The sequence below is a fragment of the Aeromonas sp. R3-1 genome, from assembly GCF_040908345.1.
Classification (GTDB): Bacteria; Pseudomonadota; Gammaproteobacteria; order Enterobacterales; family Aeromonadaceae; genus Aeromonas; species Aeromonas veronii.
Genome location: NZ_JBFODN010000074.1, coordinates 57,013 through 78,442 on the forward strand (window position 1 = coordinate 57,013; position 21,430 = coordinate 78,442).

General features: G+C 57.5%; 20 protein-coding genes. 8 read left to right on the plus strand and 12 right to left on the minus strand.

The features are described 5' to 3' along the window. Window positions 1-39: 39 nt before the first annotated feature. From AB5Y85_RS04640 to AB5Y85_RS04665, 6 genes are all read left to right on the plus strand, one after another. Entirely contained in the window at window positions 40-2,322 is a 2,283-nt protein-coding gene (locus AB5Y85_RS04640; RefSeq protein ID WP_199416159.1) for a hypothetical protein, read from the plus strand. 83 nt (window positions 2,323-2,405) lie between these two features. Then, on the plus strand, window positions 2,406-4,022 hold the full coding sequence (locus AB5Y85_RS04645) for a diguanylate cyclase (RefSeq protein ID WP_257687087.1): 1,617 nt from the start codon (window positions 2,406-2,408) through the stop codon (window positions 4,020-4,022). A gap of 148 nt (window positions 4,023-4,170) precedes the next feature. Next, window positions 4,171-5,526, plus strand: a complete 1,356-nt coding sequence (gene ppnN / locus AB5Y85_RS04650; RefSeq protein WP_019445906.1) for a nucleotide 5'-monophosphate nucleosidase PpnN — start codon at window positions 4,171-4,173, stop codon at window positions 5,524-5,526. A gap of 135 nt (window positions 5,527-5,661) precedes the next feature. Beyond that, complete coding sequence (gene xni, locus AB5Y85_RS04655) at window positions 5,662-6,462, plus strand: flap endonuclease Xni (RefSeq protein ID WP_257687088.1); 801 nt, start codon at window positions 5,662-5,664, stop codon at window positions 6,460-6,462. A 159-nt stretch (window positions 6,463-6,621) separates the two neighbouring features. Continuing rightward, window positions 6,622-7,629: an isocitrate dehydrogenase gene (locus AB5Y85_RS04660; protein WP_136501477.1), complete on the plus strand. Its 1,008-nt coding sequence runs from the start codon at window positions 6,622-6,624 to the stop codon at window positions 7,627-7,629. A 117-nt stretch (window positions 7,630-7,746) separates the two neighbouring features. Beyond that, window positions 7,747-8,205 carry a hypothetical protein gene (locus AB5Y85_RS04665; protein ID WP_005349721.1) on the plus strand — a complete coding sequence of 153 codons (459 nt, stop codon included), beginning with the start codon at window positions 7,747-7,749 and terminating at the stop codon, window positions 8,203-8,205. An 82-nt stretch (window positions 8,206-8,287) separates the two neighbouring features. Here the strand turns inward: AB5Y85_RS04665 and rlmM are convergent, their stop codons facing one another. The 6 genes from rlmM to dinB form a co-directional block, all read right to left on the minus strand. After that, entirely contained in the window at window positions 8,288-9,382 is a 1,095-nt protein-coding gene (rlmM, locus tag AB5Y85_RS04670; protein ID WP_257687089.1) for a 23S rRNA (cytidine(2498)-2'-O)-methyltransferase RlmM, read from the minus strand. Next, the gene (locus tag AB5Y85_RS04675) at window positions 9,375-9,761 is read right to left on the minus strand and encodes a DUF423 domain-containing protein (protein WP_157161258.1); all 387 of its coding nucleotides are present in this window, start codon (window positions 9,759-9,761) and stop codon (window positions 9,375-9,377) included. The genes rlmM and AB5Y85_RS04675 overlap by 8 nt, the downstream gene beginning before the upstream one ends. 51 nt (window positions 9,762-9,812) lie before the next feature. Further along, a complete protein-coding gene (locus AB5Y85_RS04680; RefSeq protein ID WP_157161259.1) occupies window positions 9,813-10,442 on the minus strand; it encodes an alpha/beta fold hydrolase in 630 nt (209 codons plus the stop codon). Beyond that, window positions 10,435-11,355 (minus strand): transcriptional regulator GcvA, encoded by a 921-nt coding sequence (locus AB5Y85_RS04685; RefSeq protein WP_005338622.1) that lies wholly within the window; start codon window positions 11,353-11,355, stop codon window positions 10,435-10,437. Before AB5Y85_RS04685 ends, AB5Y85_RS04680 begins: the two co-directional genes overlap by 8 nt. A gap of 284 nt (window positions 11,356-11,639) precedes the next feature. Further along, window positions 11,640-13,781 (minus strand): methyl-accepting chemotaxis protein, encoded by a 2,142-nt coding sequence (locus tag AB5Y85_RS04690; RefSeq protein WP_257687090.1) that lies wholly within the window; start codon window positions 13,779-13,781, stop codon window positions 11,640-11,642. A gap of 66 nt (window positions 13,782-13,847) precedes the next feature. Then, a complete protein-coding gene (gene dinB / locus AB5Y85_RS04695) occupies window positions 13,848-14,903 on the minus strand; it encodes a DNA polymerase IV (RefSeq protein WP_257687113.1) in 1,056 nt (351 codons plus the stop codon). 131 nt (window positions 14,904-15,034) lie between these two features. On the opposite strand from dinB, the gene AB5Y85_RS04700 reads away from it, so the two are divergent. Continuing rightward, window positions 15,035-15,241, plus strand: a complete 207-nt coding sequence (locus AB5Y85_RS04700) for a hypothetical protein (RefSeq protein WP_040068504.1) — start codon at window positions 15,035-15,037, stop codon at window positions 15,239-15,241. Window positions 15,242-15,352: 111 nt separating this feature from the next. Here the strand turns inward: AB5Y85_RS04700 and AB5Y85_RS04705 are convergent, their stop codons facing one another. Then, window positions 15,353-15,913: a DJ-1 family glyoxalase III gene (locus tag AB5Y85_RS04705; protein WP_257687091.1), complete on the minus strand. Its 561-nt coding sequence runs from the start codon at window positions 15,911-15,913 to the stop codon at window positions 15,353-15,355. A 37-nt stretch (window positions 15,914-15,950) separates the two neighbouring features. Further along, on the minus strand, window positions 15,951-16,904 hold the full coding sequence (locus AB5Y85_RS04710) for a ketopantoate reductase family protein (RefSeq protein WP_005349703.1): 954 nt from the start codon (window positions 16,902-16,904) through the stop codon (window positions 15,951-15,953). 200 nt (window positions 16,905-17,104) lie between these two features. Between AB5Y85_RS04710 and AB5Y85_RS04715 the strand changes: the two genes are divergently transcribed. Next, a complete protein-coding gene (locus AB5Y85_RS04715) occupies window positions 17,105-17,587 on the plus strand; it encodes a YajQ family cyclic di-GMP-binding protein (RefSeq protein ID WP_005338634.1) in 483 nt (160 codons plus the stop codon). Window positions 17,588-17,695: 108 nt separating this feature from the next. On the opposite strand, the gene AB5Y85_RS04720 is transcribed toward AB5Y85_RS04715, so the two are convergent. The 4 genes from AB5Y85_RS04720 to AB5Y85_RS04735 form a co-directional block, all read right to left on the minus strand. Continuing rightward, entirely contained in the window at window positions 17,696-18,538 is an 843-nt protein-coding gene (locus tag AB5Y85_RS04720) for an outer membrane protein OmpK (protein ID WP_042080738.1), read from the minus strand. A 156-nt stretch (window positions 18,539-18,694) separates the two neighbouring features. Next, window positions 18,695-20,074, minus strand: coding sequence for an MFS transporter (locus tag AB5Y85_RS04725; protein ID WP_257687092.1), 1,380 nt, complete (start codon window positions 20,072-20,074; stop codon window positions 18,695-18,697). 172 nt (window positions 20,075-20,246) lie between these two features. Beyond that, window positions 20,247-20,834: a peptidylprolyl isomerase gene (locus AB5Y85_RS04730; RefSeq protein WP_041980608.1), complete on the minus strand. Its 588-nt coding sequence runs from the start codon at window positions 20,832-20,834 to the stop codon at window positions 20,247-20,249. Between the two features lie 2 nt (window positions 20,835-20,836). Further along, window positions 20,837-21,421: a YajG family lipoprotein gene (locus AB5Y85_RS04735; protein ID WP_005349692.1), complete on the minus strand. Its 585-nt coding sequence runs from the start codon at window positions 21,419-21,421 to the stop codon at window positions 20,837-20,839. Window positions 21,422-21,430 lie beyond the last annotated feature (9 nt).

The following is a 21,430-nucleotide window of genomic DNA, read 5'->3' on the forward strand; positions in this document are numbered from 1 at the left end:
TGGATAACATGCCAACACCTCTGCGCCGTCCTTAATCCAATGAATCAACTGTTTTTTCTGGCCATGATGATGTCCTCCCTGTCAGCTCCGAATCTGGATCTCGACAAGGAGCAACTCTCTATCGATCTGCAACAAGCGCAATCGATGGTACTGACCGATCCTGCCAGATGCGTCCAGATCACCACAGCCTTCCTGACGCGCGCAGCCAATAATCCCCAGCAAATCATCAGCAATCGCCAGGAGTTCGGTTATCGCGAGCCCATCCTGAGCTACAGCACGGCGGCCCAGACCATAGGCGCCCACCTGCTCAAAGGGGAGTGTCTGCTGCAACTGGGCCAATATCAGGCCACCCAGCAAGCGCTCGACAAGGCGATGGCGCTGGCAGACAAAGAGCAACAACCGGAACTCAAGGCCCACGGCCTCTATCTCAAGATCCGCAGTCAGGCCCTCAAACCGGATAACCAGAGCACCAGCCGCGCCCTGATGGATCAACTGGACGAACAGCTGGCCGTCCCCACTCTCAAGCAGAGCCAGTTGCAGATTTATGGCCGCCTGCAACGCACCAGCTACGACATCGAGAACCAGCACTTCGATGATGCCAAGGCCCACTTGGCAGATGCGCGGATCTGGGCCGCCAAGACCCCCAATCCTCTCGCCAGTGCCTGGGTCAGCGCCATCAGCGGCGACCTCTATCGCGCGCTGCAGCAGCCACAGCTGGCACTAGGGGAATATATCGATGCCCAGCAACAGGCCAAAAGTCTCAATGACCCGCTCTTTCTCGGCCTGCTGTCGAACCAGATAGTCAAACTCTACCAGCAGGAGCAGGAGCCCCAGAAAGCGCTGCAGTATGCCAATGAGGCGGCCAACTACTTCCACTCCATCGGCAACCCTTCCCTGCTGTGCGACTCCCTGATGGTGCTGGCGCGACTCAACCGCGAGCAGGGCGACCTCAATATGGCGCTGGTCTACTTCTTCAATGCGCTGGATCTGCTCGATGAGGGGAGCAACCGACCGCAGGCCTCCCTGCTCAAATATGAAATCGGCAAGACCTACCTGCAAAGCGGCAACCTCTCGCTGGCCAGCAACTACCTCAATGCGGCCCGTCAGTCCCACGAGCTGAGCGATGCCAAAGAGCCGCTGATCGATACCCTGCTACTGCTCGGCGAGCTCTATCTGAAGAAACAGGAGGCCGCCATCGCCATTCTGCAGTTGGAGAACGCCCGCGCGCTGGCCAATCAGCTCGGCGATACTCGCCGTCAGTACGAGGTATTCCGCCTGTTGTCGCTGGCCTATGAGCAGAAGGGGTATCTGCGTCAGGCTCTCGACAGCTACAAGCGCTTCCACCGTCTTGGCGAGGAGGTGCGCCAGCAGGAGCAGGCTATGGAGCAGGCGGCGATCCGCGACAACTATGTCCAGGTCGAGCGGGTGCAACATATCAAGGAGCTGGAGCAGCGACTTAACAACAGCCAGCACCAGCAGGAGCGCTATCTCTGGTCGAGCATCACCACCAGCCTGCTGCTGGCGCTCTTTATCTACCTCTTCTTCACCCTCTGGCTCAAGCTGCGTACTGCCCGCCTGCAACTGAAACGGACCAATGAGGCCCTGCTGATCGAGCCACGCTCGGGGCTGGCCAACTGGCAGCGGCTGATGAACCGCTGGCCGCGGGAGATGGCAAAGCGCCAGCTGAAATCGGATCGCTGGTACCTCAGTGAACAGCCCTCCAGCGAGTTCGATGACAAGCTGCACTATCTGCTGTTCCGTGTGCCTTTCCTGGTCAACACGCTGGAGCGCCACGGCTATCAGGCCAGCAGAGAAATCGAACAGGCCTTCGGTGCCTATATGGACACCCTGACCCCGCAAGATGGCCGTATCTATGACTTGCGTGAAGGACACATGCTCTATGTGGTGCCACAGCGCCACGTCACCAACCTGCATCAACTGGCGGGAGACCTGCTGACTGCCATCGCCGCCTTCCCTTGCAGCTATCCGCTGGATCGCCAGATCAGCCTCGGGATTGTCAGTCACCCCTTCCTGCCGAAAGCGGCGACCGCGCTCGATCACAATGGCCTGTTTGACCTCTGCTATCTCGCCCTGTCGGGAGCCATTCAGCTCAGTGAAAAATGCCAGCAAAACGCCTGGTTGGAGCTCGCGGCGATCGATTGCCAACAAGCGGCATTTTTTAATGGAGACGTGTGGCAATGCGGCCTGATGGCAATTGACAAGGGACTGGTAAAAGTCAATTCTTCTCATGAAAAGCAATGGGTTAATTGGCCCAGCCTTGCAAGGAAGCCGGCAGCCGATAACCACCAGGAAATAATGTAGATAACAGGCGAGGATCGAAACCAAGTTCGACCACTGTTGCTATCCAACACCAAAAACAATAATGACAACAGGGCGACCTGATAATGAATGACATCGCTGCCGTAGCAGGACAATTGGCAAGACTCAGGGAATCCCTTCAGCAGAAACAGCTGGAACTCGACGGCGTACTGTCGTTTTCCGATGCAGAGCGTGCCCGTGGTATCCAGTTTATCAACAAGTTGATGCTCTCCTGCCGTGGCTTCGACCGCGAGCTGGACAATCGCTTCGCCAAGCTCAAGCAGAAACTGGATAACAATCCCGCATTTACCGCGCTAGACGAGGATCTGCTGGCCATTGAAAAACTGCTGCAGCAGCACAGCAATGCGTTGGAAGAGTCGATCACCCTGACCCAGACCGCCATCGAGCTTGGTTCCAAACAGCTGAAAAACATCAAGGGCTTCCCGGAAGAGACCCGCAAGTCCCTCAAGGAATTTCTGGCAAGTCCGGTCGGTTACGGCATTGCCGATCACCAAAAGAAGGTGATCAAGCTGCTGGAGTTCTACCAGCAGGCGATCAAGATCCAGCTGCTGCCAAGTCAGCCCCTGTTGCCACCGTCAGGTGCAACTCAACAAGAAAGCGATACTGCCAGCAACGATGGCCAGCCCGATGTCGACCCGTTTGATCTCAAGGATCACACCCGTATCGCCGATGAGCTGCAGCGACTTATCACCGAACTCGACTTTGCCGGCGCCATCGGCGAGAGCCTGAGCGATATTCGCCGCCAACTGCTGATCGGGATCAACCCTGCCCTGCTGGCGGAAACCTGCCTGCAGGTGATCGAGCTCATCATCGAAGGCACCCGTGAGGAGCGCAAAGCCTCCCGCGCCTTCCTCAGCTCCCTCAACGAGAGCCTCTCCGCGGTACATGTCGGGTTTACCGAATCCCTCGATGAGGGGCGTGCGCTGCAAAACGAAACCAGAGAGACCCGCGAGGCGCTGGTCAACGAGTTGCAGGCGATCGATCACTCCCTGGCCAGCCATAACTCCATCGATGCGCTCAAGCGCGCCATCTCCGGCCATATGGGCGCCATCAACCTGCTGCTGCAGGAGCGTGACAGTACGGCGGCGCGGGAGCGTCACCTGCTTACCCGCCTCTCCACCATGGAGTCCAAGCTGCGCTTGATGAAGGAGGAGACCGCCGAGTACAAGAAGCGGCTGACCATTCAAAAACACAAGCTGTTCCTCGACAGCCTGACCCAGGTGCACAACCGGGCCGCCCTCGATGAACGGCTGGAGCAGGAATACAAACGTTGGCTTCGTTACCGCACTCCGCTCTGCATGGCGATCATCGACATCGATCACTTCAAGAACATCAATGACAACTACGGCCATATGGCGGGTGACAAGGCACTGAAAGTGGTCGCCAAAGCGCTGCAGAGCGCGCTGCGTGACACCGACTTCATCGCCCGTTTTGGTGGGGAAGAGTTCGTGGTGTTGCTGCCCAACATCAACCCGGACAAGTTCCAGAAGCCACTGGAGACCCTGCGCCAGACCATCAAGAGCATCCCGTTCCGTTTTCGCGATGCCAAGGTGGAGATCACCATCTCCATCGGCGCAACCCTGTTCAAGGATGGGGACAACCCGTCAGATGTATTTGAACGGGCGGACAAGGCGCTCTACCACTCCAAGCATACCGGTCGGGATCAAGTGACTCTGGCCTGACGAGCGGTCAAAAAAACAGCGAACAGTCGTCGCCCTATTTCCCTCCACCCTCTGTTACCACTACTATCGATCTCAGGGGATGCAACATAGCGTCCCCTTTTCTCCCCAGGGAAAAACACAACGATAACAAGTGAGTAAAGGGGAACATATGATTACGCACATCAATCCCGTCGGCAGCATGGATTTGCTGTCACAGCTTGAGGTGGATCGCCTCAAGCAGACTGCCTCCAGCGATATCTATCAACTGTTTCGCAACTGCTCGCTGGCAGTGCTCAATTCGGGTAGCCATACCGACAGCTCCAAGGAGATCCTGGAGCGCTTCAAATCGTTCGATATTCATGTGATCCGGCGCGAGCGCGGGGTCAAGCTGGAACTGTTCAATGCCCCCGAGCACGCCTTTGTCGATGGCGAGATCATTCGCGGCATTCAGGAGCACCTCTTCTCGGTGCTGCGCGACATTCTCTATGTCTCCAATCAGCTCGAGTCCAACCGACTGGTCAATCTGACCAACTCCACTCATATCTCCAACGTGGTGTTCGCCATCCTGCGCAACGCCAAGGTGATCCTGCCCGGCGCCGATCCCAACCTGATCGTCTGCTGGGGTGGCCACTCCATCAACGAGATCGAATACCAGTACACCCGCGCCGTGGGCAGCGAACTGGGCTTGCGTGAGCTGAACATCTGTACCGGCTGTGGCCCTGGCGCCATGGAGGGCCCGATGAAGGGGGCCGCCGTCGGCCATGCCAAACAGCGGGTTCGCAACGGACGCTACATCGGCCTGACCGAACCCTCCATTATCGCGGCCGAACCACCCAACCCCATCGTCAACGAGCTGGTGATCCTGCCGGATATCGAGAAACGGCTGGAAGCCTTCGTGCGCCTCGGCCATGGCATCATTATCTTCCCGGGTGGGGTCGGCACCGCCGAAGAGCTGCTCTATCTGCTCGGCATCATGATGCATCCGGCCAACGAGCGGCAGCCGATGCCCATCATTCTGACCGGCCCGAAAGAGAGTGCCGACTACTTCCGTGCCATCGACGACTTCATCAAGGCGACCCTCGGTGAACCGGCAACCAAGCTCTACCGGATCATTGTCGGCGATGCACCGGAAGTGGCCCGGGTGATGAAAGAGGCGATGCCGAAAATCCGCGAATACCGCAAATCGGTCGGCGATGCCTACTCCTTCAACTGGTCCCTCAAGATTGAGCCGGAGTTCCAACTCCCCTTCGAACCGGATCACGCTAGCATGGCAAGTCTGGATCTGCACCGCAACCAGCCGCCCCAGTTGCTGGCCGCCAACCTGCGTCGTGCCTTCTCCGGTATCGTCGCCGGCAACGTCAAGGAAGGGGGCATTCGCGCCATCGAGAAGAAAGGCCCCTTCAAGCTGCACGGCGACAAGGAGCTGATGCACCTGATGGACAAGCTGCTGGAGAGTTTCGTCAAGCAGCAGCGGATGAAGCTGCCGGGCAGTCAGTATGTGCCTTGCTACGAAATCGTCCGCTAGGGTACAGATACATCATCGACAGAGGGGCGCATCGGCGCCCCTCTTTATTAGCGCTATGCCTTCCCGACCGCCATCAATCCCCCATAAGTCGAGCGGTTTGTTACAATGGGGCGTCCCGACCGCCAAGAGTGCCCCATGTCAACTATCCGGCCACACCTGCTCATCATCGATGCCCTCAACCTCATTCGCCGTCTGCACGCGGTACAGGCCCAGCAGGCACTGACCCCTGCCCAGGTGCTGGTTGCAACTCGCGCCAACCTTATCAATACCTGCCGCAAGCTGCTGGCCAATAGCGAGCCGACCCATGTCATTGCCGTGTTTGATGGCGAGGTGCATAGCTGGCGCAAAGAGGTCTATCCGGCCTACAAGGAGGGGCGAACCCCCATGCCCCCCGAACTGCGTGAGGGGTTGGCGACCCTGCAGGATGCCTTTTGGGAGTGCGGGGTCGATGCCCTGCTCTCCGAGACCGATGAAGCGGATGATCTCATAGCCACCCTGGCAAGCGGCATCGCCAGCCATGGCCATCAGGCGACCATCATCTCCACCGACAAGGGGTTCTGCCAACTGATCTGCCCGCAGATCCGGGTGCGCGACTACTTCAACAAGCGCTGGCTGGATGCTGCCTTCGTCCAGCAGCAATATGGGGTAGCCCCTGCTCAGCTGGTCGATTTCTGGGCGCTTACCGGTATCAGCGGTTCCAATATCAAGGGGGTTCCGGGGATTGGCCCCAAGACCGCCACCCAGTTGTTGCAGCAATATAGCAATCTGGCAGCCATGCTCGAGGCCTGCCAGCAAGAGGATGCAGCCAAGCCACTGATCAAGCTGCGCCAACATCAGGATGAGGCCCTGCTGGCCCAGCGGCTGGTGCGCTTGCAGCGGGATATTCCGCTGGGATTCAACCTGCGGGACATCCGCTACCCGCCCCAGCCGGACTAAAGTGCCGAACAAAAATGCAGGCAAGGGCGTGAACCATGACGAGACTCACCCTCGCTGTTGATAAACGTGAGTAGAATGTAAAGGAATGTGGTTGGTTTGCTGAGTAAATGCTATAAAGCAGCCCCATCCTCCCCTATACCCTGGAAGTGGAACCCTCTCATGTCCAAAAGAAAAATTACCGTGATCCCCGGCGACGGCATCGGCCCCAGCATCATTGAATCAGCCATCCAGATCCTGACCCATGCGGGCTGTGACTTTGAGTACGAATACGCTGATGCGGGTCTGGTTGCCCTCGAGAAGCATGGCGAGCTGCTGCCCCAGGCTACCCTGGATCTGATTGAGAAGAACAAGGTGAGCCTGAAAGGGCCATTGACCACACCGGTCGGCGGCGGTTTTACCTCCATCAACGTCTCCCTGCGCAAGAAGTTCAACCTCTACGCCAACGTGCGTCCGGTCATCTCCTTCAAGGGCACCAGAAGCCGTTACGACAACATCGACATCATCACGGTGCGTGAAAACACCGAAGGGATGTACTCGGGTGCAGGTCAGAAGCGCAGCGATGACAACAAGAGTGCCGAGGCGATGAGCATCATCACCCGCGAAGGGGCCGAGCGCATCGTCAAGTTTGCCTTCGAGCTGGCTCGTCAGGAAGGGCGCAAGAAGGTCACCATCATCCACAAGGCGAACATCCTCAAGTCAACCTCCGGCCTGTTCCTCGAAGTGGCACGTGACATCGCCAGCCACTACCCGGATATCCAGAGCGAAGAGATGATCGTCGATGCCGCCTGCATGAACCTGGTGATGTACCCAGAGCGTTTCGATGTCATGGTCACCACCAACCTGTTCGGCGACATCCTCTCGGATCTTTGCGCCGGTCTGGTCGGCGGTCTCGGCATGGCGCCCGGCGCCAACATTGGCGATGGCGCGGCCATCTTCGAAGCGGTCCACGGCTCTGCGCCTGACATAGCTGGCAAGAATATCGCCAACCCGACCTCGGTGATCCTTGCCTCCATCCAGATGCTGGAATACCTCGGCATGCAGGATAAAGCAGAGCGGATACGCGAGGCAGTACGAGCCACCATCGAATCCGGTGATCGGGTCACCCGCGATCTGGGTGGCACGGCTTCCACCAGCGAATTCACCCAGGCCATCATCGATCGCCTGTGAGTTAATTCATTGATTTTAAAAGGGAGCTTCGGCTCCCTTTTTTATGTTTCCGAATCCTTTGCCACTCCCCGAACAGCAACTATGTTCAATAGAGAAAAAGAACAGGGAGTGTTTTTCATGAAGGGATACGGGTGCTATCTGGTGTCGGGCCTGATGCTGGTGTGTGGTACTGCCAGTGCTTTCGAGCAGGATCAACAGACCCAAACCGCCAAACTGCCACAGCAGGAAAAACGGACTGCCACCGAGGTATGGCGCTCGAGCCTGAATACCAACGACCTGCTCAAGGCACCCAAACCCCTGTCGTTTGGTATTGAAGTCTCCACCGACAACTTTGGTAATCAAAAGATCACCTCCTACCCGCAGCTCAATCTAACCCCGGAAAAGAGCGTCAGTCTGTCGGTTGAACGCTTCAGACCCAAGGTCAAGTTCAAGGCTGGCGGAATGAACACCGCCCTCAGGCTGAGAGGAGACGGGATAAAGATGCAATTCAATCCGGTCGACAAAACCATCCCGCTGCAGATAGAGATCAAGGTGACCGACGACGAATCCTCCCTGCGCCTCGATTACCGTTTCTGATATTTTCCGGCAGCCGAATAGCAAAAGGCCGACAGGTTTCCCTGTCGGCCTTGGTATTTATCGTACGGGCAGAACTGCTACATCACGCCTTGGGCTCGAGTTTGGAGACCCAGTACTTGTTGTAAACATGCACGGTGATCTCTTCTCGATCGTGATAGAGCTGCTTGGCCTGGATCACGAACGCGTTGTCGATCTCCTTGAGCATCTCGCGCAGCACCTCGATATTGTGCACCGACTCGGTATAACGCTTCTTCATCGGCAGCTTGAGGTTGAACATCGCCTCCTGGCAGTCACCCTCACGGAACCAGTCCGCAATCATGTGAACGACCCGCGCCGGTTTATCGACCATGTCGCACACCAGCCAGTAGGTGTTCTTCTTGCTCGGACGCCAGACGAAACCGTCATCCCGGATATGCTTGACCTGACCAGTATCCATCAGGGATTGGGCCATCATGCCGTTGTCGACCGCCGTCACCATCATGCCACGGCGCACCAGCTGATAGGTCCAGCCGCCCGGGCAGGCGCCCAGATCCACCGCCTTCATGCCTGAGCAGAGACGCACATCCCACTCTTCCCGCGGCACGAACACGTAAAACGCCTCCTCCAGCTTGAGGCTGGAGCGGCTCGGCGCATCGGCCGGGAAGCGCAGGCGCGGGATCCCCATGTGGAATCCGGAGTTGTTGAACGAATAGGAGTAGCCCAGCAAGACATGATCATTGGCCATGAAGAAGGCGTGGAACACCGGACGGTTTGGCGTCTCCTTCTTGGTCAGGATCTCGTTGCTGCGCAGCGCCTGACGAAGCGGCACGGTGAACTTGCGGCAGAAGGCCGACAGCTCTTTCGCTTCGTTGGTGTCCGCGGTTTCGACCCGCAGATCACCGCAAATGGTGTAGTCACTCACCGCCTCAAGGATGGGGGAGATCCTGTCCGCGACATCCAGATCCTTCAGCTCATGGGTGACCACCAGCATCTGGCGGATGAAGATGAGCTCCCGGAACGGCAGCTTGCGAGCCAGCAGGTCCGCCTGCTCCTCGTCATACAGTTCGAAGATCACATAACCGCTGTCGTCCTTGACCCGGGCGAAACCGTAGCACTGCATGTTACCGGCACGCTCAGTGATCTCTGCAGCCGCCTCTTTCTCAAAACCGGGGCGGCAATAAAGCAGCAGATTATTCATTTTTTCCTCCAAGACGACAGCCAGCCCAGATCAGGGCCGCCCATCCCAACATAAAACAGAGGCCACCGGCCGGAGTAATCAACCCCAGCCCCTTGCTGCCAAGCAGCACCATGGCGTAAATACTGCCGGAGAATCCGATGATCCCCAGCACAAAAGCGGTGCCAGCCAGGTGGATCACCCTGCTGCACACACCACACCAGCCCAGAACCAGCAGGGCCAATGCGTGAAAAAACTGATATTGCACGGCAGTATTGAATGCCGCCAGACGCTCGGGCGTAATGCCGGTCGCCGCCAATCCATGGGCGCCATAAGCCCCCAGCATGGTGGCCGTCAACCCGAAGAGACCAGCCAGTATCAGCCAATGTCGATGGATCTGCATCCTCACTCTCCCTCTCTCATCACGGCTGGCAATCAAACCAACCCTCTCGTGCTATCCATGTCGAGCCACAAAATGGCTGATGGCCGCCGCTGCATGCTGCATATTCTCCTGCTCACTCACGCCACTGGCTTTACGCGGTTTGAAACCATGATCACCATCGGTCAACCAATGGACCGATACGGCGGGTGAGAAGGGGAAATCGGCCAGTTCGGCACGACTACCGAAGGTGTCGCGCTCCCCCTGCAACAGCAGGGTTGGCACTGCAATATGCTTGAGTACCTCGCCTCGCCAGCTGTCGGGCTTGGCCGGAGGGTGGAAAGGATACCCGAGAATGAGCAATCCTGCAGCATTCATCTCACCCTCGCCTTCGCTATACAGTTCCGCCGCCATCCGCCCGCCCATCGACTTGCCCGCCAGAAACAGCCGTGGATGGGCAAACTCGCGGATCATGTCGCGCCAATGGGCTAGCAGTACAGGTGCTCTGTCCGGCGGACGGCGCTTGCCATTCTGTGTTCGCTTGGTCATGTAGGGAAAGTTGAAGCGCACCACTTCGATGTCGGGGCCAGCCAGCAGGCGTGACAACTCGGCAAGAAAAACATGCTCCATCCCGGCGCCTGCCCCGTGGGCCAGCAAAATGCGAACGGGGGCATCAACTGCCCCCTCGCGGATCACATCAGGCATCGGCGAGCCTTGCTCTGCGACGCGCCTCTTCCTGCTCCACCAGCTCCAGCATCCAGTCGCGGAAGGCAACGATCTTGCCCTGATCCGACTGTTGCTCCTGGCACACCAGATAGAAGGCATTTTTGCTCACCAGCACCTGCTCGAACGGGCAGATAAGGCGGCCAGCCTCAATCTCGGGTTGTGCCAGCACACTGTGGCCAAGCGCCACCCCCTGGCCGTGGATCGCCGCCTGGATCACCATGGTTGAGTGGCTGAAGATGGGCCCCTGATTGACGTTGGGTGCATCGATATCGAGCTGGCGGAACCAGGCCTTCCAGTCGCGGCGGGAGGTATCGTGCAGCAGGGTATGAAGAGTCAAATCTTGCGGCGTACGCAGCGGTTTGGGCCCGGTCAGCAGCAAGGGGGAGCAGACCGGGATCAGGTATTCGGTATGGAGCTTGTCCGAGCGCAGACCCGGCCAGTTGCCGCGCCCGTAGTAGATGGCCACATCCACATCGTCGGTGAGCGACCCTTCGTCAAGGTCGACCGCCTTGATCCGTACATCGATATCAGGATGACGCTCGCTGAACTTGACCAGCCGCGGCACCAGCCACTGGATGGCGAAACTCGGCTGCAAACTGACAGTCAACGCCCCCTTGGCACTGCGGGCCAGCAGCTTGTCGGTCGCCTCAGAGATGGAGGCAAAGATGTCCTTGATATCCAGGAAATAGCCCTGCCCCTCTTCGGTCAGCAACAAGGAACGGTTTTTGCGGCGGAACAGCTTGATGCCAAGATACTCCTCCAGCGCCTTGATCTGGTGACTGATGGCAGCCTGAGTCACAAACAACTCTTCTGCTGCGCGGGTAAAGCTTAAGTGACGAGCCGCTGCTTCAAAGGCCTTGAGGGCATTGAGCGGGGGTAAACGACGAGACATGACACCAGCCGACGATGAGTTTTTCTAATGGGGCGCATTATAATTTGTCGGTTGCGGGTCGACCAGTGAATAAACATAATTCGCCCAGCAATCAGTCGTCATATGGCTCACATTTTCTACTACGTGTTGGTTTACATGTGTTTTTAGTGAGTCTTTCGACTGCGATTGTGGTGTTGTGTTTCTTCCTCTGCGGGAAGAGGGGCTCAAATCTCACCGGTTTGACCCAGTCTGTCATCTGAATGTGTTTGGCGCCTCCAGCTGGATGGCGCCTTTTTTCATCCCTTCTATACCTTGAACTGCCCCACCAGCTGCTGCTGCTTGTCCGCCAGCGCAGAGAGCTCGCGACCATTTTCGGCGGAGGTCGCCGCCTCGGCCCGAATGGTGTGGCTCACATCGCGAATGTTGCTGACGTTACGGTTGATCTCGTCCGCCACCCGGCTCTGCTCCTGCGCCGCCCGGGCAATCTGCTCGTTCATCTGATGGATGGTGGAGACCGACTGGATAATCTGCTCCAGCACCTGCACAGAGAGATCCACCTTGGCGAGGGTCTCGTCAGCCTGACCATGACCATCGCGGATCGCCTTGACCACGGCGCCGGTACCGGATTGCAGTTGGCTGATCAGGGTCTGGATCTCGACGATGGCATTCTGGGTGCGACCCGCCAGATTGCGCACCTCATCGGCCACCACGGCAAAGCCACGGCCCTGCTCACCGGCCCGCGCCGCTTCAATAGCTGCATTCAGCGCCAGCAAGTTGGTCTGCTCGGCAATTCCCTGGATCACGGTGAGAATATCGTTGATGTTGTCGCTGTTGGCGGAGAGTCGCTCCACCACCGGCTGGGCATCGTTGATGATGGTCATCAGCTTGCGCATCGCCTCCTGGGTGTCGGCAACGACATATTTGCCCTCTTGCGCCGCGGCATCAGTGGTGTTGGCAGCCGCCACCGCCGAGCCGGCATTACCGGAGACCTGCAACGCCGTGGCGCTCAGCTCTTCAAATGCTGTCGCCACCAGATCGATCTCCTGATACTGGGCCTGCATGCCGCTACTGGTGCGCTCGGCCACCTGCGCGGCTCGCTCGGCACTGTTACGCGTACCGGAGACGGTATCAATCACCTGACTGATGGTGGATTGCAACTTGTTGAGGAAGCTGTTGAACCACTTGGCCAGTTCGCCGATCTCGTCTTGCCGCTGGATCTCGATACGCTGGGTCAAATCCCCCTCGCCGCTGGCGATATCCTTGAGACGGGCAACCACGGCGCGGATGGGCGCCACAATCTGGTGCGCCATCAACCAGATAAAACTCAGGGCCACCAGCGAGATCAGCACCCCGATCGACAGTTGCGAGACCACGCTGCGATTGGCCTCACTGGCCAGCTCATCTTGCAGTTGCTGGGCCGAGGCCAGTACTACGGCCCGTGGCAATTCAATGTAGATGCCCCATTTACGGTCGGTGCCACGCATGGATACAGGGACAAAAGTCTGCAACAGGGAGCCATCGCGGCTCCAGCGAGTCAGCTCCTGACCCTGACTGAGCCAGCCTTTCAGCTCGCTGGCCAGCCCCTGATACTTCTGATCCAGCCCGCGTCCCATGGTCACATCGAACTCATCGGCTCCCGCCACGCGCCCCTCGTGACTGACCAGCAAGATTCTGCCCTTGCCCTCATAGAGCTCCTTGTCCATGATACTGACCAGACTCTGCAAAGTGGCCAGCGAGATATCGACCCCGACCATCCCCAGCAAGGTCTCCTGCTCCAGCAGCGGGACTGTCACCGAGGTCATCAATATCTGTTTATCGCCCACATCGTCCAGATAGGGCTCCAGCAGGCAGAGGGCACGGGTGCGAATGCTGCAGCGATACCACTCGTTTTCGATGCCACCAGCCTCGGTCGGGCTCTCATCGGCCAGTACATCCTCATTCTGCACTTCCGGCTCTATCTTGCCGTTGTCGTAGGCCCAGTAACTGGAAAAGCGCCCCTTGTCGTTGGAACCCAGCGCCGTTGAGCCCTGATAGTTGCTGTCTTCCCCATCCAGCTGGTCAGGCTCGAACACCGCATAGACACCAAGCAGATTGGTCGATGAGGCAACGGCATCGTGCAGTTGCTGATTGACGGCGCTGCGCAGCGCCTCCGAATGGACAAAGTTCTCGGCCGCATTCTTGCGCTGGAACAACACGCTCTCCGCCAGCAAACTGGCCCGGAAATAGGCCTCATCGAGATAGCTGGTCACCTTGGCAGCCTGCTCCGAGCCCATCGCCTTCATCCAGTTCTCGGCAGACTGCTGCGCCTCGTGCATGGTGGCTTGCCGCACCTGCTGCTGCATCTTGTTCGCGTTGTAAATCGAAGAGGCAACCAGAGCGGCGGCTGTCACCAACAGACAGCAACCGGCGATCAGGGTAATCCGACCCTGGACAGAAAGAGCGCTCATGCCAATATTCCTACGTCATACAGATATGGATAGATTATCGACTTTATAAACAAAAACTTAACTCTCTCACAGCAAATCCAGCGAGAGTTGATTAACTTCACCCTCTTTTGGCAAACCCACCACCAAGCCCAGCAGGCGAACCGAACGCCCTTGCGCCCGCTGTAACCCCTCTTTGAGCAGGGGAACGAACAAGGCTGGCTGATAGCCACCCTGACTGCGATAGACAGTGGTCTGGTGGAAGTCGGCAAACTTGAGTTTAATCCCCTGCCCCATCACCTGCTCGGCAGGGCACGCCAGCTGAAATCGCCGCTCAAGCTCCGGCAGCAGTTGCTGCAATACCGTCAAACAGGCGGCTTCGTCACAAACATCGCTCGCCAAGGTGGTCTCCACCCCGATGGTTTTGCGGATCCGGTGCGCCTGCACCGGCTGTTCATCCAGCCCCCAGATCCGGGTCGTCAACATCTCCCCCAGCTTGCCAAAACGACTGCACAGCTCTTGTGCCGACAAGGCCCGCGCATCCTCACAGGTGTAGAGCCCCTGAGCCTCCAGCCGCTCGGCAGTCTTGCGCCCCACCCCGGGCAGTTTGCCGAGGGGCAGCTGACAGACAAATTCGGCCACTTCGTCGGGACGAATGACAAACAGACCATCGGGTTTGCGCTGCTCCGAGGCGAGCTTGGCGAGAAACTTGTTGGGGGCCACTCCGGCCGAGGCGGTCAATCCCAGTTCGGTGACGATGGCTTGCCGGATCTCTTGCGCCATCAGGGTGGCGCTACCGCCACAACAGCGACTGTGGGTCACGTCGAGGTAAGCCTCGTCCAGCGACAGTGGTTCAACCTGATCGGTATAGCGGAGGAAAATGGCCCTGAGCTGACGGGAGATATCCTTGTACACCGCCATTCGCCCAGGGATCAGTACCAGCGGCGGGCAGAGTTTTTTCGCCAGTGCGCTCGGCATGGCGGAGCGCACCCCGAACCGGCGCGCCACATAGTTGCAGGTCGAGATGACACCACGCCGCTCGAAGGACCCACCGATGGCAAGCGGCACCTCCCGCAAGGCCGGATTGTCCCGCATCTCCACCGCGGCAAAAAAGCAGTCCATGTCGATATGGATGATCTTGCGCATACCACTGTATAAATAAACAGACATGGCATCATCTTACCCCAAGGATAACCGCAGCTCTATCTCTCTCGTTGCGGCTAAAATAGTAGACTCCAAGGAGACCCTTACTACCACAATGACAAGGAGCGTTCGGGATGAAATATCTTTGGCTGGGACTCTGTTTGCTGCCGTTGACCGGCATCGGCAAGAACAACCCGACGGCAGAGTGCCGCTGGCTGTACGACCGGATTGAGATACTGGAACAGGCCATCAAGAAAGGGGACAAGCTCGGCACAGAGCAAGAGTTGTCACGCTGGAAAACTGAGTACAACAAAAAACAGTGCTCACAGTACGACTACTGAGCCGGACAAGATGGCGTGACCGACAACGGCAGATAACAAACGGGCCCCGATCAAGATACTCGGGGCCCGTTTTTCAAAGCATGACCAACTTGATTCTGCAGCAGAGTGCGCTCAAGGCAGCACCATAGGGCCAGCGACAGTGGCCGCCACTTCATCCCCACGCAGCACCCGGACCAGTTCAAGCGCAAACTCGATGGCGCTGCCCGGCCCCTGACTGGTGATAAGGCGATGAGCCTCATCTCTGACTACCCGCTCATGTGACAGCTGCGATGTCGGTAGTCGGGGCTGAAAGCCGGGATGACAGGTGACGATGGCATCACCCAGCAGAGCGTGATGTTGCAACACCACCACAGGAGCGGCGCAGATGGCAGCACGCCAGCGACCAAGAGCGGCCTGCTCTTTGAGCAGATCGATGGCCAGCGGGGTATCGCGGATCACTTCGCTGCCGGGCAAACCGCCGGGCACCACGATGGCTTCAAAGTCCCGACGGGTCAGCTCGTCGATATGACAATCAGCCACCAGCTGCACCCCGCGCGATGCCTTCACCTGCCGCGATCCGGCTGGGCAACAAGAGGCCAGCACCACCTCGATACTGGCGCGCACCAGGGTATCGACAATCGCAACCGTCTCTATCTCTTCCGACCCGGGGGCCACCAGCACCAGTACACTCACGTTCGCCTCCTTGCTGCTTGCTCTGCCATGTAAAAGGTCAGACGGCCTGACTCTTCTCTTTGATCGCCTGATAGAGACCCTGATTGACCGGTACGGCAATGCCATGCCGGGCAGCCTTGGCCAGCAGGAAGCCGGTGATGGCCTCAATCTCGGTCTCGCGTCCCAGCTCCATATCCTGATGCATGGAGGAGTAATTGTCAGCGGTCAGTTCCACCACTGTCATCACCCGACGCTGCAACTCCTCTGCCGTGGTTGCAATCCCTTCAGCGCACATCACATCCGCCACTTCCACGCAGATCTGCTGCAGGGCATCGGCAAAACGGGGGCCAGCCAGCTCGCCATTTTTCAGCTTGTAGAGAGCCGTCAGGGGATTGATGGCACAGTTGATGGCAAGCTTTTGCCACTGGCGCGTCAATACCTGTTCATCCCAACCAGCCTGACCCAGTGCCAGCGCCAGCTCGTCCGCGAGCGCGGCATGGGCCTTGGCGGCATCGTTGATCGGGCCAAGCCAGGTTTCCCCCTTGCCAGTATGACGGAAGACAAAATGGCCGCACTGCATGGCACCATGACTGGTGACACCGGCAATCACCGGATTGTGCGGGAACATCTCGACCACCTGCTCGGCAATGCCCATCCCGTTGTGCAGCAGCACGATCGGCACGCCGGCATCCAACTTACCCACCAGCGGCGTCAGTGCGGCAATCACCTGACTGGCCTTGGTCATCACCAGCAGACGCTGGATCTTGCCGGGTTTGCTGACAAATCCGCGCTCGATATTGAGCAGCTGGACATGCCCCTCCAGCGAGGTGAAATCGATCCCCGGATGGAGCGTGGACTTATGATGTTCGCGCAACAAGACACGGGTGGATTGACCACTCTGGGTCAGCAGGGAGGCAAAAACGCCGCCGAGGGCGCCACAACCCAACAGTGACCACTTCGGAGTAACGGGTGGAATAACGGGCTGTCGGGAATTTTTTAATCCGCTTGGCATGGTGTGACTCTGTCAGGGTAAGGGTTGCAATCCTCTCAACCTGTTACCGGGGATAAGTGAAGATGTCGCTGGTGGACACTAACGGGTCCACCCGTCCTGTGCGCAGGGGATTCTAGCAGAGCAACCCCATCAAAATCAGCAAATTTGCCCGTTTTCTGGTAGATTTGCCCCCCGATAACGCAACATGAGGAGCTCCGGCTATGCCGTCATTCGATATTGTCTCTGAAGTCAAAATGAACGAGGTGTTGAACGCAGTCGACAACGCCAATCGTGAACTGGCCACCCGTTTCGATTTTCGTGGGGTAGAAGCCAGCTTCGAGTTGAACAAGGAAGAGGTAAAGCTGGAAGCCGATGCCGATTTCCAGCTCAAGCAGATGGTCGAAATCCTGCGCGGTGCCCTGCTCAAGCGCAACATCGAAAACAGCTCCATGGAAGTGGGTGACTCCGTTCACTCCGGCAAGCGTTTCCACCTGACCGTCAAGTTCAAACAAGGGATCGAGAAAGAGATCGCCAAGAAGCTGGTCAAGCTGATCAAGGACTCCAAGATCAAGGTACAGGTCGCCATCCAGGGTGATGAAGTACGTGTTACCGGTAAGAAGCGTGACGATCTGCAAGAGACCATGGCACTGGTCCGTGGCGCCGAACTGGGTCAACCGATGCAGTTCCAGAACTTCCGCGACTGATTTATCCACTCAGCCGTGGCGCACTTGATGACTCGCGCCACGCTATCTACATCGCGGCCATAAAAAAACCGGAGCAAATGCTCCGGTTTTTTTGTACCCCAAGTTTTATTAGAACTTGTAGGTAACAGAGAAGTAGTGGCCGAAACCGGTAGTACTCAGACCACCAAAGGCACCATTGTTGATACCGTAGATTTCGTTGAAGTACTTCAGACCGTAACCAACAGCGTAACGGTCGGAGTGCCAGTAGATACCGTGGAAGGTACCCAGACCATTGGCACTCTGGTTGTTGTCGCCGTGAGTATCTTTATCAAACAGATAATCCAGGTAGCCCTGATAGGAAACAAAGCTGCCGTTGGAGAAGGTATAGAAAGGCTTGAACCAGTTCATGGAGAACTGATAACCGTTCCAGTCGCCTTCTTCTGCGGTGAAACCACTTTCAGTTGCATGACGAGCATACAGGTTCATGCCAACTTTACCGAACCAAGGCACCTGAACATCAGCCCCCAGACCGATCATGTTCTCCATCATATTGCCATCTTTACCGTGTCCGGTTTCAACGTTGTTCAATGTGGCAATATAAAGTTCTTGCACAGGACCAAAGGAGAGATCCTTACCAGTCAGGGCATCCAAGGAGAGGCGCGGAGCAAATTTCATGAAGATATTGCTGCCGTTATGTTTGTCACTGTGGCTGCTTTGGAAAATATCGAACACATCGACATAGCCATACAGATCAAACATACCTGAACGACCACCAAATTCCATTTCCAGATAGGTATCGTTGTAGCCATCCTTCGCGCTCATAGGACGCTGGTCAATGGTATGCATGACGTTGAACTGCATCCATTTGAAATCGTTCTTGTGGATATCACCGCTGTAGTCAGCAGCGAAGGCCGGGGTAGCGGCAGCAGCCAGCAGACCGGCAGCGATCAGAGTCTTGGTAAATTTGGCCATTTTATTGGTCTCTTGTGCGTTAGTTGAGGTTTTCCGTAGCCTGCCCACAAGGAGCGAGAGGGATTCTAATCAAATAAAATTGGGGGTGAAACAACTTCTCGGGAACTTTAACCGGAAGTGTGAATCTAATCACCCCCGATTCTACGCAAACGCTTGCTATTTGTCAGCCGTTGAGAGCAACTCACTCCCTTTTCTGGCGACAAGCACAATCAACAACAACACGGGCAAGCCCAATAAACTGGTTCCGACAAAGAAGGCACTGTAGCCAATCTGCTCCACAACCTGCCCGGAAAAACCGGCCAGCAACTTGGGTAGCAGCAACATTACCGAGCTGAACAGGGCGTACTGAGTGGCCGAAAATGCGACATTGGTCAGGCTGGAGAGATAGGTCACGAAGGCTGCGGTAGCGATACCGGCACTGAGGTTATCCAGCGAGATAATCAGGGTCAGCAGTTCCAGGTTGTGACCAACCTGATTGAGCAGGGCAAACAACAGGTTGGTGCTGGCGGTGAGCAGCGCCCCCAAGAACAGGATGCGCAGCGTGCCGAAGCGCATCACCAGCACGCCCCCCAGCGCCGCACCCACTAACGTCATGATGACGCCAAACACCTTGGTAATGGTGGCAACCTCAGTTTTGCTGAACTGCATATCCACATAGAAGCTGTTGGACATCACCCCCATCACCACATCGGCAACCCGATAGCAGGCGATAAGAGCCAGGATCAGCAGCGCCGAGCTGCCATAGCGACGAAAGAAGTCGGCAAACGGACACCAGACCGCCTCATAGCCCCAGGCCCCGGCACTCGCCAGCAGCGCAGGCCACCCTTTTTCCAGGAGCTGCGCCTTGCGTTCGGCCTGTTGTTTGCCCTGCTCGGCCAGATCGATTTCCGGCTCGTGGCAAAACAGCGTAGTGATGATCCCGAGTGACATCAGACCCGCCATCACCAGATAGGTAATCTGCCAGCCACGATAGTCATAGCCGCTGTTGCTGCCAAACCAGGCTGCCAGCGCCAGCGCACCGGCGCCCGCCATGATCATCGCCAGTCGGTAGCCTGTCATGTAGGAGGCCGCCATCGCCGCCTGTAGCCGCTCGGGAGCAGATTCGATGCGATAGGCGTCGATAACGATATCCTGCGTGGCCGAGGCAAAGGCCACCAGCAGGGCAAACATCGCCAGCTGGGCCAGCTCGGTCTTGGGATCGCAGAACGCCATGCCGACCAGCGCGGCGGCAATCAACAGCTGGGAGAAGAACATCCAGCTGCGGCGACGCCCCAGCAGCGTGGAGAGCAACGGCAGCGGCATGCGATCCACCAGCGGCGACCACAGCCATTTAAAGCCATAGGCGAGCGCCACCCAGCTCATATAGCCGATATCGGTCAGGCTGACATCGGCCTCGCGCAACCAGAATGAGAGGGTACCGAACACCAGTAGCAACGGCAGACCCGATGAAAAACCCATGGCAAAGAGAATAAACACCCGAAATTCGAGATAGACGGCGAGGGACTCTCTCCAGCTTGGTTTGCGGATCATGTTCAACTACCTGACGACTTTGGAAAAGTGCGTCATTTTGGCAGGTTGATGGCAGATAGCCAAGGCAAGCAAAGAGATAGGCAAAAGAAGCCCGGATAGAGAAAAGGCCCATCCCGAACGGGATGAGCCTTGTATCGTGACCTGACGAGGCGAGGTGACGAACCGCGTCCGGTGAGGATTACTTGCCCGCTTTCTTGTCGACTTTCTTGTCTGCCGGAGTTTCTGCCAGCAAGACCACCTTCTTCAGAATGATGGGACTGGTCGGCACATCGTTGGCACGCAGAATGGGGCTGTAACCGGTCTGTACCTGAGCCAGCTTGTCCAGCACCTCCATCCCCTGCACCACCTGACCGAACACGGTATAACCCGCAGAGCCACCGGCGTTGAGGTTATTGTTGTCGACCAGATTGAAGTAGAACTGGCGAGTAGCGCTGTCGACCGCCTGGGTGCGAGCCATGGCGATGGAGCCACGCTTGTTGGCCAGACCGCCGCGCGACTCGTTGACCACAGGTTCATAAGTCGGCAGTTGCTGGAACTGCTGGTTGTAGCCCCCACCCTGCACCACGAAATCCTGGATCACCCGGTGGAAGATACTGCCGTCATAGCTGCCATCAGCCACGTAACGCAGGAAGTTCTTCACCGTCTGGGGCGCCTGCTTGGACGCCAACTCCACCACGATATTGCCGTGGTTGGTCTCCATTCTGACTTTCGGGCCTGCGAACGCCAGCGGGGCGATCAGCATGGCCAGCAACCAGAGTTTTTTCATCATCAGACCCCTGCACCGTTCGGTTGACCTTTCAGGTAACCGCGCAGCGCATCATCCGCCATGATCTGCTGCAGCACGCTACCCAGTTGCAGGTTCAGTGTAGACTCTAGGTCGGCCATGCTTGGCTCGCTCGGGCTCTCCTTGCTGGAGGACATGTTGAACTGCTTGGTCAGACGGTTGCCCTGGAAATCGGCGATCACCTGCAGGCTGACGCGGGATTTGGTGACATAGGTAAAGGTCTTCTCTTCCACATTGACTGCGGCGTTGGAGATCACCAGCGTCAGGTTGGTGGTGCCACTGTTACCCACTTCCAGACCCTGGCTGCGCAGCCCTTCGGCCAGCCGCTCGGCCATCAGCAGGTTGAGCGGACGCTCGCTGTTGACCAGCACGGGGGCTTTCTCTTTATGTTTGATGGAGAAGACGTAGGCAGCCTCACGCTTGTCTACCCCTTCCATGGTGATGCGATTGCCAGAGTAGTATTGCTGGTTGGCGGGGATCACCTGCGGATTGAGCAGCGCTGTCTCCGGCCAATGAGTGGCACACCCGCCCAGCATCAGGGCGGCCAGCAGCAAGAGTGACTTTTTCATCATGGTTTC